16 protein-coding genes and 1 pseudogene are annotated in these 16,640 nt (G+C 33.5%); 14 read left to right on the top strand and 3 right to left on the bottom strand.

What is annotated here, in order from left to right; translation table 11 throughout:
- Window positions 1–441 precede the first annotated feature (441 nt).
- Window positions 442–824, top strand: a pseudogene (locus HMPREF3239_RS12335) (IS5/IS1182 family transposase); the annotation flags it as partial.
- Here HMPREF3239_RS12335 and rnjA read toward each other — a convergent pair.
- The 3 genes from rnjA to def form a co-directional block, all read right to left on the bottom strand.
- Complete coding sequence (gene rnjA / locus HMPREF3239_RS09105; RefSeq protein ID WP_053022624.1) at window positions 821–2,500, bottom strand: ribonuclease J1; 1,680 nt, start codon at window positions 2,498–2,500, stop codon at window positions 821–823. The pseudogene HMPREF3239_RS12335 and the gene rnjA overlap by 4 nt on opposite strands.
- Window positions 2,500–2,718 carry a DNA-dependent RNA polymerase subunit epsilon gene (locus HMPREF3239_RS09110; protein WP_053022625.1) on the bottom strand — a complete coding sequence of 73 codons (219 nt, stop codon included), beginning with the start codon at window positions 2,716–2,718 and terminating at the stop codon, window positions 2,500–2,502. The genes rnjA and HMPREF3239_RS09110 overlap by 1 nt, the downstream gene beginning before the upstream one ends.
- Window positions 2,719–3,208: 490 nt before the next feature.
- A complete protein-coding gene (gene def / locus HMPREF3239_RS09115) occupies window positions 3,209–3,760 on the bottom strand; it encodes a peptide deformylase (RefSeq protein WP_053022626.1) in 552 nt (183 codons plus the stop codon).
- 130 nt (window positions 3,761–3,890) lie between these two features.
- On the opposite strand from def, the gene HMPREF3239_RS09120 reads away from it, so the two are divergent.
- From HMPREF3239_RS09120 to HMPREF3239_RS09180, 13 genes are all read left to right on the top strand, one after another.
- Window positions 3,891–4,514 (top strand): YkyA family protein, encoded by a 624-nt coding sequence (locus tag HMPREF3239_RS09120; protein ID WP_053022627.1) that lies wholly within the window; start codon window positions 3,891–3,893, stop codon window positions 4,512–4,514.
- A gap of 171 nt (window positions 4,515–4,685) precedes the next feature.
- Window positions 4,686–5,798 carry a pyruvate dehydrogenase (acetyl-transferring) E1 component subunit alpha gene (gene pdhA / locus HMPREF3239_RS09125; protein ID WP_053022628.1) on the top strand — a complete coding sequence of 371 codons (1,113 nt, stop codon included), beginning with the start codon at window positions 4,686–4,688 and terminating at the stop codon, window positions 5,796–5,798.
- A 3-nt stretch (window positions 5,799–5,801) separates the two neighbouring features.
- Complete coding sequence (locus HMPREF3239_RS09130) at window positions 5,802–6,779, top strand: alpha-ketoacid dehydrogenase subunit beta (RefSeq protein ID WP_053022629.1); 978 nt, start codon at window positions 5,802–5,804, stop codon at window positions 6,777–6,779.
- 206 nt (window positions 6,780–6,985) lie between these two features.
- On the top strand, window positions 6,986–8,287 hold the full coding sequence (locus HMPREF3239_RS09135; RefSeq protein WP_016930737.1) for a dihydrolipoamide acetyltransferase family protein: 1,302 nt from the start codon (window positions 6,986–6,988) through the stop codon (window positions 8,285–8,287).
- A 3-nt stretch (window positions 8,288–8,290) separates the two neighbouring features.
- Window positions 8,291–9,697, top strand: coding sequence for a dihydrolipoyl dehydrogenase (gene lpdA, locus HMPREF3239_RS09140; RefSeq protein ID WP_016930736.1), 1,407 nt, complete (start codon window positions 8,291–8,293; stop codon window positions 9,695–9,697).
- A 184-nt stretch (window positions 9,698–9,881) separates the two neighbouring features.
- Window positions 9,882–10,154, top strand: a complete 273-nt coding sequence (locus tag HMPREF3239_RS09145) for a UPF0223 family protein (protein WP_016930735.1) — start codon at window positions 9,882–9,884, stop codon at window positions 10,152–10,154.
- Window positions 10,155–10,328: 174 nt separating this feature from the next.
- Window positions 10,329–10,868 carry a helix-turn-helix domain-containing protein gene (locus HMPREF3239_RS09150; protein WP_016930734.1) on the top strand — a complete coding sequence of 180 codons (540 nt, stop codon included), beginning with the start codon at window positions 10,329–10,331 and terminating at the stop codon, window positions 10,866–10,868.
- Window positions 10,869–10,883: 15 nt separating this feature from the next.
- Window positions 10,884–11,978 (top strand): ABC transporter ATP-binding protein, encoded by a 1,095-nt coding sequence (locus HMPREF3239_RS09155; RefSeq protein ID WP_016930733.1) that lies wholly within the window; start codon window positions 10,884–10,886, stop codon window positions 11,976–11,978.
- Complete coding sequence (locus HMPREF3239_RS09160) at window positions 11,971–12,774, top strand: ABC transporter permease (protein WP_016930732.1); 804 nt, start codon at window positions 11,971–11,973, stop codon at window positions 12,772–12,774. The genes HMPREF3239_RS09155 and HMPREF3239_RS09160 overlap by 8 nt, the downstream gene beginning before the upstream one ends.
- A gap of 5 nt (window positions 12,775–12,779) precedes the next feature.
- Complete coding sequence (locus HMPREF3239_RS09165; protein WP_016930731.1) at window positions 12,780–13,592, top strand: ABC transporter permease; 813 nt, start codon at window positions 12,780–12,782, stop codon at window positions 13,590–13,592.
- Window positions 13,589–14,662, top strand: a complete 1,074-nt coding sequence (locus tag HMPREF3239_RS09170; protein WP_016930730.1) for an ABC transporter substrate-binding protein — start codon at window positions 13,589–13,591, stop codon at window positions 14,660–14,662. The genes HMPREF3239_RS09165 and HMPREF3239_RS09170 overlap by 4 nt, the downstream gene beginning before the upstream one ends.
- Window positions 14,663–14,734: 72 nt before the next feature.
- Window positions 14,735–15,943, top strand: coding sequence for a lipoteichoic acid stability factor AuxB (gene auxB / locus HMPREF3239_RS09175; RefSeq protein WP_070855408.1), 1,209 nt, complete (start codon window positions 14,735–14,737; stop codon window positions 15,941–15,943).
- Window positions 15,944–16,068: 125 nt separating this feature from the next.
- Window positions 16,069–16,554 (top strand): DUF4064 domain-containing protein, encoded by a 486-nt coding sequence (locus tag HMPREF3239_RS09180; protein ID WP_016930728.1) that lies wholly within the window; start codon window positions 16,069–16,071, stop codon window positions 16,552–16,554.
- Window positions 16,555–16,640 lie beyond the last annotated feature (86 nt).

The following is a 16,640-nucleotide window of genomic DNA, read 5'->3' on the forward strand; positions in this document are numbered from 1 at the left end:
GTTCATCTTTAGAATTTCTTACATAAGTGCGCTATCACTTATGTTCATTAATAACCAACAGAGGAGTCTCCACAACTCTGTTTCGTAATCTATCTTAGAACTATTTACGTAAGTGTGTGAGCACTTACGTTAATTAACCCCAGCTTACTTTGCTTGTAGATTTTCATGTTGAAAATCTCTTCGCTAGGGCCCCGCACGCAACGCCAATTATTATCCATCTATAGAGCTACTTACCTAAGTGTGTGAGCACTTATGTTCATTAATAATCAACGTAAGAGTCTCGCCAAAATATTTTATATTTATATGTAATTTTATATTAAAATACTAAAAAATATAATATGACTCAAGTAACTATACCAAAATATAATAATAGTTATTTTAAAATAGACCATGATGTCACATTGATGAAAATGAAAGAAGATTGTATGAAAAATGGACAACTGTATGAACTTCAATTCAAAAATAAATAAAAAATGAATGAAGAATTATAATTGTGAATGTTTTAAAGCCCAAATTAATTGAATACTTTTAGAATCTAAAACGAAAACCACCTACAGTCAAAGGAAAATTGATGTGGCGCTTACTTTTAGATTTATGGAGGCGTTTTTGGGTTTCACTCGAATGTCTGTACAAGAGATAAATAAATCCAAAAGAGAATAAGGAATTGTGCTAATGCACATAATATAAAGAAAGTAACAACTCAATGAGCTAAAAATAATAAAAAAGACAATTTCTATATTATTTCAATAGAAATTGTCTTAATTTACTTATCCTGGAACTTTATGTCCTGGACGCTATTACGTCATGCAGAAACCATTTATTAATCTTCGTTCACTTTCATGATTACAGGTAAAATCATTGGACGACGTGCTGTTTTATCATATAAATAAGGTTGTAGTGTCTCAATGATTGACGATTTAATTTGATGCCATTGAATATTTGGATTAGCATTTAGTTTTGAAATAACATCAGTTTTAATTTTACGTTGCGCATCGTAAATTAATTGTCCAGATTCTCGCATATATACGAAACCACGAGAAATGATGTCTGGACCAGAAAGCAATTTATTAGTACTGAAATCGATACTAACGACAACTATGACTAAGCCTTCTTCAGATAATAATTTACGATCGCGGATAACGACATTACCAATATCACCAATACCACTACCATCAACTAACACATTTCCAGAAGGTATACGACCTGCTTTACGTGCTGAGTCATGTGTTAATGCAAGCACGTCACCGATATCAAAGATAAAGACGTTGTCTTCTTTAACACCACAGTCAACACCAGTCTGACCATGTGCTTTAAGCATGCGATATTCACCGTGAATAGGTAAGAAGTATTTCGGTTGAATTAAGCGAAGCATTAATTGCTGATCGCCTTGTGAACCGTGACCTGATGTATGGATATTAGATATTTTACTATGAATTACATCAGCACCAGCTTTATATAAAGCATTAATAGTGCGGTTGATACTCTTAGTATTACCTGGAATAGGTGAAGAACTGAAGACTACAGTATCATCTGGAATAATTTTAATTTGTTTATGCGTTCCATTTGCGATACGAGATAAAGCAGCCATCGGTTCACCTTGAGAGCCTGTACATAGAATAAGTAATTCATGTTTAGGAATATTGTTAATTTTATTTGGCTCCACAAAAGTTTCTGGCGGTGCTTTGATGTAACCAAGCTCCATACCAATTTTGATATTATTTTCCATAGAACGACCAAATGTTACAATTTTACGATTGTATTTAATTGCAGCTTCAACCGCTTGTTGTACACGGTAAATATTAGATGCAAAGGTAGCAAATATAATACGTCCCTTACAATTACGGAAAATCTTATCAACGTTCTGTCCGACTTCTCGCTCACTTAGTGTGAAATCAGGAACTAAGGCATTAGTTGAATCAGATAGAAGGCATAGAACACCTTCTTTACCTAATTCAGCCATTTTAGCAATATTCGCTGGTTCACCTACAGGCGTGAAATCAAATTTAAAGTCACCAGTATGAACAATTTTGCCTTCAGGTGTGTCGATAATTACACCGTAAGCTTCAGGAATACTATGAGTTGTTAGATAAAATGATATTTCAAAGTGTTTCGATTTAATAACACTATCTTCTGTAATCTCATTTAATGATGCATTACGTAACAAGTTGTGTTCATCTAGCTTATTACGTATTAGTCCTAAAGCTAATGGACCGCCATAAATAGGTACATTAATTTGCTTTAATAGGTAGGGCACACCACCTATATGGTCTTCATGTCCGTGCGTTATGAATAGACCGACAATTTTATCTTGATTTTGTTCGAGGTAAGTGTAATCAGGAATGACGTAGTCAATTCCTAGTAAATTATCATCAGGGAATTTAATTCCAGCATCTATGATGACGATTTCATTCTTATATTCGATGGCGTAAGTGTTTTTACCGACTTCACCTAAGCCACCTAAAGCATATACACCTACTTCGTTAGAATGTAATTGCTTCATTATTGAGCATTCTCCACGTTGAAATGATCAGAATGTTCTTTTTCATATTCTAAATGTGCGCCCTCTAATTTAGTAATGAATTCGATATTATAATTGCGGTCTTTTAAATAACGTCTTACTTGTTCCTCTGTTTCACCTTCAACATAAATTGTATTTGTGTTTTCACGAACGATTACTTCGTCTTTGTTATGTTGGAAAAATACTTTAAATACTGTCATATTGGATAGTTCCTCCTAAATTTAAACATCTTAATTGATTTTATTAATCTGAAACCTTAATCAACTTGATACGTCCAGTCATATTGCGTAGGTTAATAGTAGTACTTTATCAATTTACAATTATTTGCAGATATTGATTTGTCTACGTGTTGATATTAGCGTCATGTTATAAATATCGACCTAATAGTTATGTGATTAAGCACAATATGATATGTTTCTGACTTTCAAGCGTGTATTAAGGCAAATATAAATGTCGTTCATTATTTGAAAATTAGCATTACACTAAGATTTCAGTTACTATTTATTTTACATTATGTATATAAATAAATAAAGCAGTTTATATCTGTTCAACACTTCAATTACTAGATATAAAGTCTAAATATTATTAAATAAGTAAGAATTAAATTTATTGTTCACGCCGTGGATAAATAAAAAACTCAAACTACTTCCATATTTGAAAATAGCTTGAGTAAAATAAACTTGATTAAAGTTAAACCTCAACTGAGTCTGGTAATGGTGTTAATGGATTGTCTTGATCAATATAATCATAGAACATAATACCGTTTAAATGATCGATTTCATGTTGGAAAATAATCGCAGGGTAACCTTTTAATCTTAATTTAACTTCATTACCGTCAATGTCTAATGCTTTAATAGTTACTCTATAATGTCTATGAACTAATCCGGGAATATTTTCATCCACACTCAAACAACCTTCACCAGTAGGTAAATAGGCGTGTTGAACACTGTGGCTCATGATTTTAGGATTAACCAGCATATAGTCATATGATTTACCGTTTCCATCATCAGGTAAGTAAACAGCAATCATTCTTTTAGAAACATTGATTTGAGGAGCAGCTAAACCAACGCCTGAACGTAAACCATATTTTTTAGCAATGTCATCATCTTGACTGTTAATTAAAAATTGACGCATTTCTTTTAATGTATTTTTATCTTCATCAGATAACGGTAAATTTACATCTTCCGCTTTAGCGCGTAACGTAGGATGACCATCTCTGATAATATCTTTCATAGTTAACATGTCATACACCTTCCTTATAATAAAATATAACAGAAAAACGAATCATAAGTACATTATCTTATTTCATTTGATTTATAAAGCATAATTCTATATGATAACAGTCGAATGACTACGAGGAGGTTTACACTCAATGAAACTACGTAAAACAGTTGCAGTAGTAGCAGCGTCGACAGTTTTATTAGCAGGTTGTACAACAGATAAAAAAGAAGTGAAAGCATACAATGAAAATGTTCAAAAGGCGTTTGATAAAGAACAACCTATTAATAGTATTAGCAAGAAATTAAATTCTCTTGAAGAAAAGAAACAAGATTTATATAAAAAAGCGAATAGTGATAACGAGGAAACACGTAAGAAAGCAGCTGATGATATTCTTGATAATATCAAACAAAGAGAAGATACATTTGATAAAGAAATAGCAGCATTAGACGATTCTAAGAAACAATTTAATAAAGGCGAGTCACACATCAAAGAAATTAAAAGTGATGACAAGAAAAAAGAACTTAAAGAATTAGATGATGCAGTTAAAAACAAATATAAAGTTCATGACAAATATGCGGATGCCTATAAAAATGTTTTAGATAAAGAAAAAGATTTATTCGAACTTATCAAACAGGATGGTATAACGCAATCTCAAGTAGATGAAAAGAATGATGCATTAAATAAAGCACAGAAGAATTTCCAAGACAAATTTAAAGAATATTCAAAAGCTATGAACACAGTAAATAAAGAAAAACAAGATGTTGATAATCTGTAGTACTTTGGGTATTGATACAGATTGAATATCGATAATGATACAGTTGGAAAAACTGTATCTTTTTTAGTAATACAGAACTTTATTAAAATATTTAACAGTACAAATAAATTGTGGTACACTATGAGAGGATAAAATGAATTTCTATTATATGGGAAAGGTATGGTGAATTGAATGGCTCCTAAGTTACAAGCCCAATTCGATGCAGTAAAAGTATTAAATGATACTCAGTCGAAATTTGAAATGGTTCAAATTTTGGATGTTGATGGTAATGTCGTAAATGAAGACTTAGTACCTGATTTAACTGATGAACAACTAGTAGAATTAATGGAAAGAATGGTGTGGACACGTATTCTTGACCAACGTTCTATTTCATTAAATAGACAAGGTCGTTTAGGTTTCTATGCGCCAACAGCTGGACAAGAAGCTTCACAATTAGCTTCACAATACGCTTTAGAAAAAGAAGACTTCATCTTACCAGGTTACCGTGACGTGCCACAAATCATTTGGCATGGTTTACCATTAACTGAAGCTTTCTTATTCTCAAGAGGACACTTCAAAGGAAATCAATTCCCTGAAGGTGTTAATGCATTCAGTCCACAAATCATTATCGGTGCACAATACATTCAAACTGCTGGTGTAGCATTCGGTATTAAAAAACGTGGTAAAAAAGCAGTAGCGATCACTTACACTGGTGACGGTGGTTCATCACAAGGTGACTTCTATGAAGGTATCAACTTTGCTTCAGCTTACAAAGCACCAGCAATTTTTGTTATCCAAAATAACAACTATGCTATTTCTACGCCACGTAGTAAACAAACAGCAGCAACTTCATTAGCTCAAAAAGCTATTGCAGTAGGTATCCCTGGTATCCAAGTTGATGGTATGGATGCATTAGCTGTATACCAAGCTACTAAAGAAGCTCGTGATCGTGCTATTAATGGTGAAGGTCCAACATTAATTGAAACTATGACTTATCGTTATGGTCCTCATACAATGGCTGGAGATGACCCAACTCGTTACAGAACTTCAGATGAAGATGAAGATTGGAAGAAAAAAGACCCATTAGTTCGTTTCAGAAAATTCTTAGAAAACAAAGGATTATGGAACGAAGATAAAGAAAATGAAGTTATTGAACGTGCTAAAGACGACATCAAGAAAGCTATCAAAGAGGCTGACAATACTCCAAAACAAACAGTTATTGACTTAATGGATATCATGTACGAAGATATGCCTCAAAACTTAGCTGAACAATATGAAATTTACAAAGAGAAGGAGTCGAAATAAGCCATGGCACAAATGACAATGGTTCAAGCGATTAACAATGCGCTTAAAACTGAATTGCAAAATGACGAAAACGTAGTAGTTTTCGGTGAAGACGTTGGTGTTAACGGTGGTGTATTCCGTGTAACTGAAGGTTTACAAAAAGAATTCGGTGAAGATCGTGTATTCGATACGCCATTAGCTGAATCTGGTATCGGTGGTTTAGCTCTTGGTTTAACTGTAGAAGGTTTCCGTCCAGTAATGGAAATCCAATTCCTTGGTTTCGTATTTGAAGTATTTGACGAAGTTGCTGGTCAAATTGCTCGTACACGTTTCCGTTCAGGTGGTTCTAAAGTAGCACCTGTTACAATCCGTGCACCATTCGGTGGTGGTGTTCATACACCTGAATTACACGCTGATAACTTAGAAGGTATTTTAGCTCAATCACCAGGTATTAAAGTAGTTATTCCTTCAGGCCCATATGATGCTAAAGGTTTATTACTATCATCAATCAGATCAAATGATCCAGTTGTATATTTAGAGCACATGAAATTATACCGTTCATTCCGTGAAGAAGTTCCAGAAGAAGAATATACAATTGACATCGGTAAAGCTAATGTGAGAAAAGAAGGTAACGACATCACATTAATCGCTTACGGTGCAATGGTTCAAGAATCTGAAAAAGCTGCTGAAGAATTAGAAAAAGAAGGTTACTCAGTAGAAGTTATTGACTTACGTACTGTACAACCTATCGACATCGATACTTTAGTTGCTTCAGTTGAAAAAACTGGTCGTGCTGTAGTAGTTCAAGAAGCACAACGTCAAGCTGGTGTTGGTGCTACAGTAGCTGCTGAATTAGCTGAACGTGCTATCCTTTCATTAGAAGCACCAATCGCTCGTGTAGCTGCTGCTGATACAGTATATCCATTTACTCAAGCTGAAAATGTTTGGTTACCAAACAAAAACGACATCGTTGAACAAGCTAAAGCTACATTAGAATTCTAATACTTTTAGCTTAACAATTAGCTAGCAATCAGACTTATAGGAAGTAAGTAAGTAACATGTTTACTTTTTACTCTATGTGTGAATAAGTAAGTGTAAACTAGAGGCGTAGGGCAAAGTAATTTGATGTATTGGTTCAAATTATTCTGTCCTTGCTCTATGTTATAAATTTATTAAATGATGAATAAGAAATCTAGGAGGACAAGAACGTGGCATTTGAATTTAGATTACCCGACATTGGTGAAGGTATCCACGAAGGTGAAATTGTAAAATGGTTTGTTAAAGCCGGAGATACAATTGAAGAAGATGATGTATTAGCAGAGGTTCAAAATGACAAATCTGTAGTTGAAATCCCATCTCCTGTTAGCGGTACTGTTGAAGAAGTTGTAGTTGACGAAGGTACTGTAGCAGTAGTAGGTGATGTTATTGTTAAAATCGACGCACCTGATGCAGAAGATATGCAATTTAAAGGTGGTCATGATGACGATGCTTCAACAGAAGAAGCACCAGCTCAAGAAGAAGCTAAAACAGAAGAAGCACCAGCAGCATCAGCTTCACAAGATGAAGAAGTAGATGAAAATAGACAAATCAAAGCTATGCCATCTGTTCGTAAATATGCTCGTGAAAAAGGCGTTAACATCAAAGCAGTAGCTGGTTCAGGTAAAAATGGTCGTATTACTAAAGAAGATATCGACAACCACTTAAATGGTGGCGGTGCGCAAGCAGCAACAGCTTCAAACGAAAGTGCAGCTGCTTCAACATCAGAAGATACTTCTGCAGTTCAAACACAATCTGTACCTGAAGGTGACTTCCCTGAAACTACAGAAAAAATCCCAGCAATGCGTAGAGCAATTGCGAAAGCAATGGTTAACTCTAAACACACTGCTCCTCACGTAACATTAATGGATGAAATTGATGTTCAAGATTTATGGGATCACCGTAAAAAATTCAAAGAAGTTGCAGCTGAACAAGGTATTAAATTAACTTTCTTACCATATGTTGTTAAAGCATTAGTTTCTGCACTTAAAAAATACCCAGCACTTAACACTTCATTCAACGAAGAAGCTGGCGAAATCGTACACAAACACTATTGGAACATTGGTATTGCTGCTGACACTGAAAGAGGTTTATTAGTACCTGTAGTTAAAAATGCAGACCGTAAATCAATCTTCCAAATTTCAGATGAAATCAACGAATTAGCTGTTAAAGCACGTGATGGTAAATTAACATCTGACGAAATGAAAGGTGCTACATGCACAATCAGTAATATCGGTTCAGCTGGTGGACAATGGTTCACTCCAGTTATCAACCACCCAGAAGTAGCTATCTTAGGTATTGGCCGTATTGCTCAAAAACCTATCGTTAAAGACGGTGAAATCGTAGCAGCTCCAGTATTAGCTTTATCATTAAGCTTTGACCACAGACAAATTGATGGTGCAACTGGACAAAACGCTATGAATCACATTAAACGCTTATTAAATAATCCAGAATTATTATTAATGGAGGGGTAAAACATGGTAGTTGGAGATTTCCCAATTGAAACAGATACTATTGTAATCGGAGCAGGTCCTGGTGGATACGTTGCAGCAATTCGTGCAGCACAATTAGGACAAAAAGTTACTATCGTTGAGAAAGGTAACTTAGGTGGTGTATGCTTAAACGTTGGTTGTATTCCTTCTAAAGCATTATTACACGCTTCACACCGCTTTGTAGAAGCACAACACTCTGAAAACTTAGGTGTTATCGCTGAAAGCGTATCACTTAAATTTGACAAAGTTCAAGAATTCAAAAAATCAGTTGTTAACAAATTAACTGGTGGTGTTGAAGGCTTATTAAAAGGTAATAAAGTTGAAATCGTTAAAGGTGAAGCATATTTCGTTGATAATAATAGCTTACGTGTTATGGACGAAAAAAGTGCTCAAACTTATAACTTCAAACACGCTATTATCGCAACAGGTTCTAGACCAATCGAAATTCCTAACTTTGAATTCGGTAAACGTGTTATCGATTCAACAGGTGCTTTAAACTTACAAGAAGTTCCAGGTAAATTAGTCGTTGTCGGTGGTGGTTACATTGGTTCAGAACTTGGTACTGCATTTGCTAACTTCGGTTCAGACGTTACTATTTTAGAAGGCGCTAAAGAAATTCTTGGCGGATTCGAAAAACAAATGGTTCAACCAGTTAAAAAAGGCATGAAAGCTAAAGGCGTTGAAATCATTACTGAAGCAATGGCTAAAAATGCTGAAGAAACTGAAAATGGCGTTAAAGTTACTTATGAAGCTAAAGGTGAAGAAAAAACTATCGAAGCTGATTATGTATTAGTAACTGTTGGTCGTCGTCCAAACACAGACGAATTAGGTTTAGAAGAATTAGGCCTTAAATTCGCTGATCGTGGATTATTAGAAGTAGACAAACAAAGCCGTACTTCTATCGACAATATTTATGCAATTGGTGATATCGTTCCTGGTTTACCACTTGCTCATAAAGCAAGTTATGAAGCTAAAGTAGCTGCTGAAGCTATTTCTGGCCAAGCATCAGAAGTAGACTACATCGGTATGCCAGCTGTATGTTTCACTGAGCCAGAATTAGCTCAAGTTGGTTACACTGAAGCACAAGCTAAAGAAGAAGGTTTAGACTATAAAGCTTCTAAATTCCCTTATGCTGGTAATGGCCGTGCATTATCATTAGATGATACTACTGGTTTCGTTAAACTTATCACATTAAAAGAAGACGGTACTGTTATCGGTGCACAAATTGCTGGTAACGGCGCTTCAGACATTATCTCTGAATTAGGTTTAGCTATTGAAGCTGGTATGAATGCTGAAGATATCGCATTAACTGTACACGCTCACCCAACATTAGGTGAAATGTCTATGGAAGCTGCTGAAAAAGCAATTGGATTACCAATCCACACTATGTAATAATTAATGATTAGTCGAATAGACTAATTTCATAAATTGAATAACTGTTTTATAGTTATTTAACAGTCAACAGGGGTGCAACTCAAGTTCATATTTGAACTTGGTTTCACCCCTTTTTTAATATTATCTAGCTGTAATGGGTATAAGATGAATAACGGCTAAAATAATAAAAAGGAGGGTTTAGATGGAGTATCAATATCCGCTAGATTTAGATTGGACTAACGAAGAAATGGTCGATGTGATTGCCTTTTTCAATAAAATTGAAAGCTATTATGAAAAATCGGTCAATGGTCAAGACTTAATGCAGCATTATAAACGTTTTAAAGAAATCGTTCCTGGTAAAGCAGAGGAAAAGCAATTATTTAAAGAATTTGAAGAAAAGAGTAGTTATAACAGCTACAAAGTCATACAAGAAGTGAAAAATAATCCTGATCAAACGTCGTTTAGCGCTAATTAACTTAGCATTGTTCTATGTGAACTATCAAAACTTATAAAGTCTATTAGATTAATTTATATTTAATTTCAAAAAACTATTGAAGTCAAAGCTATATTTTGATACTTTTATTAAGCATTAAACAAAATGTTTAATATTAGTAAACAAGGTATAGCTTTTTTTTTAAGGTGATTAACAATGCAAATTGGCAATAAATTACGTAATTTAAGACGTATAAAGAATTTAACACAAGAAGAGTTAGCAGAACGTACAGATTTGTCCAAAGGATACATCTCTCAAATTGAAAGTCAGCATGCTTCTCCTAGCATGGAAACCTTTTTAAATATTCTAGAGGTGTTAGGTACATCTCCAAGTGATTTTTTTAAAGAAAAATCAAAAGAAAAAGTGCTTTATACGAGAGATGAGCGCACAGTTTATGATGAATATGATAGAGGATATGTTCTTAATTGGTTGGTAATGAAATCAAATGAATTTGAAATGGAACCGCTCATATTATCATTGAAACCAGGTGCATCCTATAAACATTTCGATCCATCTGAATCAGACACATTTATATATTGTTTAAAAGGATGTGTAACGCTGACTTTAGGAAAGTCACGATACCAGGCTAATGAAGAGGATGTTTTATACTTTAGGGCTGATGAAATTCATCAATTACATAATGAAACATCAGAAGAAATAGAAATTTTGATTGTTGCGACAGCATCATATTTATAAGGGAGGAGAATAGTAATGGAGCCATTGTTATCATTTAAAGGTGTGACAAAAGGTTTTGACGATGTAACAATATTGAACAAAATGGATTTAGAGATAGAATCAGGTCATTTCTACACATTACTAGGTCCTTCAGGTTGCGGGAAAACAACGATATTGAAGCTCATAGCTGGATTTGAACAACCAGATGATGGAGATATTATCTATTTAAATAAATCAATAGGTGATTTGCCTGCGAATAAGAGAAAGGTAAATACCGTTTTCCAAGATTATGCTTTATTTCCACATTTAAATGTTTACGATAATATAGCTTTTGGATTAAAGTTAAAAAAACATTCTAAAAAAGATATCGATAAAAAAGTAAAAGATGCATTAAGACTTGTGAAGTTATCAGGATATGAACAACGTAACATCAATGAAATGAGTGGCGGTCAGAAACAGCGTGTGGCAATTGCAAGAGCCATTGTCAACGAACCTGAAATATTATTGTTGGATGAATCATTATCCGCTTTAGATTTAAAATTAAGAACAGAGATGCAATATGAATTACGTGAACTACAAAAACGCCTAGGAATAACATTCATATTTGTAACGCACGATCAAGAAGAGGCGTTGGCTTTAAGTGATTATATCTTTGTTATGAAAGATGGTAAAATCCAACAATTTGGTACACCAACAGATATTTATGATGAGCCGGTCAACCGTTTTGTTGCTGATTTTATAGGTGAATCTAATATCGTTGAAGGTAAAATGGTAGAGGATTTTGTAGTGAATATCTATGGTCAAGATTTTGAATGTGTAGACGCAGGCATACCCTCTGGGAAGAAAGTAGAAGTTGTCATCAGACCTGAGGATATTTCATTAATAGCATCGGACAAAGGGTTATTCAAAGCCACTGTAGACTCAATGTTATTCAGAGGCGTACATTATGAAATTTGCTGTATTGATCGAAAAGGGTATGAGTGGGTAATACAAACAACTAAAAAAGCTGAAGTCGGCAGCGAAGTTGGACTTTATTTTGACCCGGAAGCAATTCATATCATGGTTCCTGGTGAAACAGAAGAAGAGTTTGATAAACGTATTGAAAGTTACGAGGCGTTAGACAATGCGTAATATTAATAAAGTGCTCATCATTCCATATTTATTATGGATGCTATTATTCATTATCATACCAGTTATTTTACTCGTATATTTCTCATTTACCGATCTAAATGGTCATTTTAGTTTTACCAATTATGAACAAATATTATCATTGAAATATTTAAAGATGATGTGGGATTCAATTTTTTATGCAGCGCTTATTACAATAATTACTTTGTTAATTAGTTATCCGGCTGCTTACTTTATTCGTGCATCAAAAAATCAAAATATGTGGTTACTCATTTTAATTATTCCTACGTGGATAAACCTTTTACTAAAAACATATGCGTTTATTGGCATATTAAGTCATGAAGGTTTGATTAATAAATTTCTTAATTTTATTCATTTACCGGCAGCTAATCTTTTATTTACGCCAGGCGCATTTTTATTAGTAGCAAGTTATATTTATATACCATTTATGATTCTACCGATATTTAATAGTATGAAAGCAATTCCTAATAATTTGTTACAAGCTTCAAGTGATTTGGGAGCTAGTCCTTTTACAACTTTTAGAAAAGTAATCGTACCTTTGACTAAAGAAGGTGTCATGACAGGCATTCAAGTAACCTTTATTCCAGCATTATCATTATTCATGATTACACGATTGATTGCGGGTAATAAAGTAATTAATATTGGTACATCAATTGAAGAACAATTTCTAGTGATTCAAAATTATGGTATGGGTTCTACAATTGCTATTTTCTTAATTGTATTTATGGCGTTTATTTTAATTATTACTAAATCAAAATCAACGGACGAAAGAAGGTGAATTAAATGAAGTGGTATGGAAAATTATATATTGGCATTCTATTAGTTATATTATATGTTCCGATATTTTTCCTTATGTTTTATTCATTTAATTCAGCGGGAAATATGATTCATTTTGAACATTTCACTTTAGAGCATTATCAAAGTCTGTTTCAAAATGACCGTTTAATGTCTGTTATTTTTAATACAATAGCGGTTGCACTATTAGCGGCAGCAATTTCTACTATTATAGGAACATTTGGTGCTATTTCGTTATATTACTTAAGAAATAAAAAATTCAAAGTAACTTTGTTAACACTTAATAATGTACTAATGGTTTCCTCAGATGTAGTGATAGGCGCTTCATTTTTAATTATGTTTACAGCAGTTGGACATATAACTGGCTTAGGTTTAGGCTTTGGAACAGTACTTGCATCTCATATTGCATTCTGTATTCCAATTGTTGTTATCGTAGTGTTACCACAGCTTTATGAAATGAATAACAATATATTGAATGCTGCACGCGATTTAGGCGCATCAGAATCACAAATACTTGGACGTGTATTGATTCCAAACTTAATGCCTTCCATTATTGGTGGTTTTTTTATGGCTTTAACGTATTCATTAGATGATTTTACAGTAAGTTTCTTCGTGACTGGTAACGGATTTAGTGTACTGTCTGTCGAAGTCTATGCTATGGCACGTAAAGGAATTAGTATGGAAATTAATGCCATTTCAACAATTTTATTCGCTGCTATTGTATTAGGAATTGTTGGTTATTATGCAATACAACGTTCAGTGAAAAAACGACATTTAGCTAAGCGAGGTGTACAACAGTGAAGCAATTTTTACAACTTATATTGGGTGCCATTGTTGTCGGTTTAATTTGCTTAGGTATTAGTCACTGGTTTAAATCGCAGGATAATACGAGTACTGGTGAAAAGATTTATGTATATAATTGGGGCGAATATATTGACCCAGATTTAATTAAACAATTTGAGAAAGAAACGGGCATTCAAGTTGTATATGAAACGTTTGATTCGAACGAAGCGATGGAAGCTAAAATTCGAAATGGTGGAACGCATTATGATGTGGCTTTTCCAAGTGAATATACCGTTCAAAAATTGAAACGTGAAAATTTACTAGAACCACTTGACCATAGTAAGGTTCCCAATATTAAAAATTTAGATCCTAATTATATGAATATGCCATATGATAGAAATAATAAATATTCACTACCTTATTTCTTTGGAACAGTGGGTATTTTATATAATAAACAAGCCTATCCAAATGAAGACTTTAGTAGCTGGCGTACTTTATACCAACCCAAATATAAAAATGATGTCCTATTAGTGGATGGTGCACGTGAAATTATGGGATTAGCTTTAAATAAATTAGGCTATAGTTTAAATGATACTAATCCCAATCATTTAAAAGAAGCTGAGAAGGACTTACATCATCTGGCACCTCAAGTTCGTGGTGTTGTTGGAGACGAGGTTACAATGATGCTTGAACAAAATGAAGGGAATATCGCAGTCGTTTGGAGTGGTGTTGCAGCCCCACTAGTGCAAAATAGTGACAAATATAATTATGTGATTCCGAAAGAGGGGTCTAATCTATGGTTTGATAACATGGTTATTCCTAAGACAGCGCAAAACAAAGAAGGTGCTTATAAATTTATGAATTTCCTTCTTGACGCTAAAAATAACAAACAGAACACAGAGTGGGTAGGATACGCTACACCAAATAAAGCTGCACGTCAGTTATTACCTAAAGAAGTAAGAGATGATCATCGTTTCTATCCAACGCAAAAAGAGCAATCGCGATTAGAAGTTTATAAAGATTTAGGTCCTAAAACATTAGGAGAATATAACGAAAGTTTCTTAAACTTTAAAATGTCTTTAAAATAGACTATAAATAGTAGTTATTTTATAATGAATTAGATATAATTATTTGATAAGTTATATAAGGAGTTGTAATACATGTCAGGAGAACGTTACACGCAAATCAAACGGCCTGTGAGTCGTCTGACTGAAAAACTTTTAGGTTGGTTTAGTTGGATTTTCTTACTTATATTGACGGTTATTACAATGTTTATTGCACTCGTGTCATTTAGTAATGATACATCAATTCAAAATCTTGAAAACTCAATGAATAATAATGAACTAATTCAGCAGATTTTAACAAACAATAGTTTAAATACCACACAATTTGTGATTTGGTTACAAAATGGTGTATGGGCAATTATTGTTTATTTCATAGTATGTTTGCTTATTTCATTTTTAGCATTAATATCTATGAATATGAGAATACTTTCTGGATTCTTATTCTTAATTGCCTCAATTATTACATTGCCATTGGTATTATTATTCGTGACATTAATTATTCCTATTTTCTTCTTTATCATTGCAATCATGATGTTTGCACGGAAGAGTAAGGTTGAAACAGTACCTATGTACGGTCCATCACAAGGCTATGAACCGCATTACTATCCTAGAGATGAATATAATGATTATGATGATCGTTATTATGGATCAAATAGAAATATTAATGACGACTATGGTTACGATAATCATAACCAGTATGACGATTATGAACAAGACGATGTGGAACCACCACATAAAACTAAAAAATCAGACCGTCGTACACGTCGTAAAAAACCATATTACAATGATGATATCGATAATAATTATCGAGATAACAACTTTGATGACACAACACATCGTAATGATGCTGAGCAAGATTTAGCAACTGACACTGAGAAAGATAAATATAATCAATATCCAAAACGTGCAATCACTGATGAGTACCACACAGATGCTAATGAGAATGAAGCAACTGGCGTACTTTCTAGACAGGCTAAATACAATCAGAAATCGAATAAACAATCTCAGTACGATAACAACATTGATGAAGATTCAAATGATTTTGCTGAAAATGTGGTTGATTCAGAGCCGAAAATTGATAAAAAAGAAGAAAAAGCACAACGTAAAAGAGAAAAGGCTGAACTTAAAGCCAAGAAAAAAGAAAAACGTAAAGCTTATAATCAACGTATGAAAGAGCGTCGCAAAAATCAACCAAGTGCAGTTAGTCAACGACGTATGAATTATGAAGAGCGTAAACAAATATTGAATAAAGATGATATTGAATCAGATAAAGAATTAAATAACAGCGAAGATAATAAAGATTAATATCTCCTTAAAGCGGTTAAGTCATTTATGGCTTAACCGCTTTGTATAAATTATTAAGTTAGTCGCAAATAAATTATAATTTTAGTATGATTTAACTAAATACTTCAATATTGGAGGTGTAGTGTGTGAATAGAAAGGTAGAATTAATTCTTGGCTGGATTGCTTGTGGTTTAAGTATGATGTATTTGATTATGTCATTAATATCATATTTTACGGTAAGACAAAATAGTAATACGGAACAATACCAGCAAATGTTAAAACAAGTTGGTAATCAGGATGTGAAGGTTACGCCTGAAATGATAAACTTTGCAATGACTTTTTCTATGGGAACACTTATTTTCTCAACTCTTTTAGGCATTATTGGAATGTCTATCATTAAAGGACGACCTATATTAGCTGGTTCGCTACTTATTGTTGCAGCGTTAGTAGGTATATTCAATATGAGTTTAATTGCAGGCGTGCTATGGATTGTTGTAGCAATAATGCTATTTGTTAAAAAGGATCCAAATCAACCTAACAAAAAGCCAAAATCAGTCAAGCCATCAATGGATGACTGGCAATCTGAAAGGGCTTATAATGATCGTAAAAAAGATGATCCCTATATTTATTAAAATATAGAGTGAAAATAGATGTGCATAGGAAATATGCCTAGTTAAATAGAGGGTGGGACAAAAATAATATAATGAAGCTATTTAGC

It is taken from the genome of Staphylococcus sp. HMSC34C02 (assembly GCF_001838705.1).
Lineage (GTDB): Bacteria > Bacillota > Bacilli > Staphylococcales > Staphylococcaceae > Staphylococcus > Staphylococcus borealis.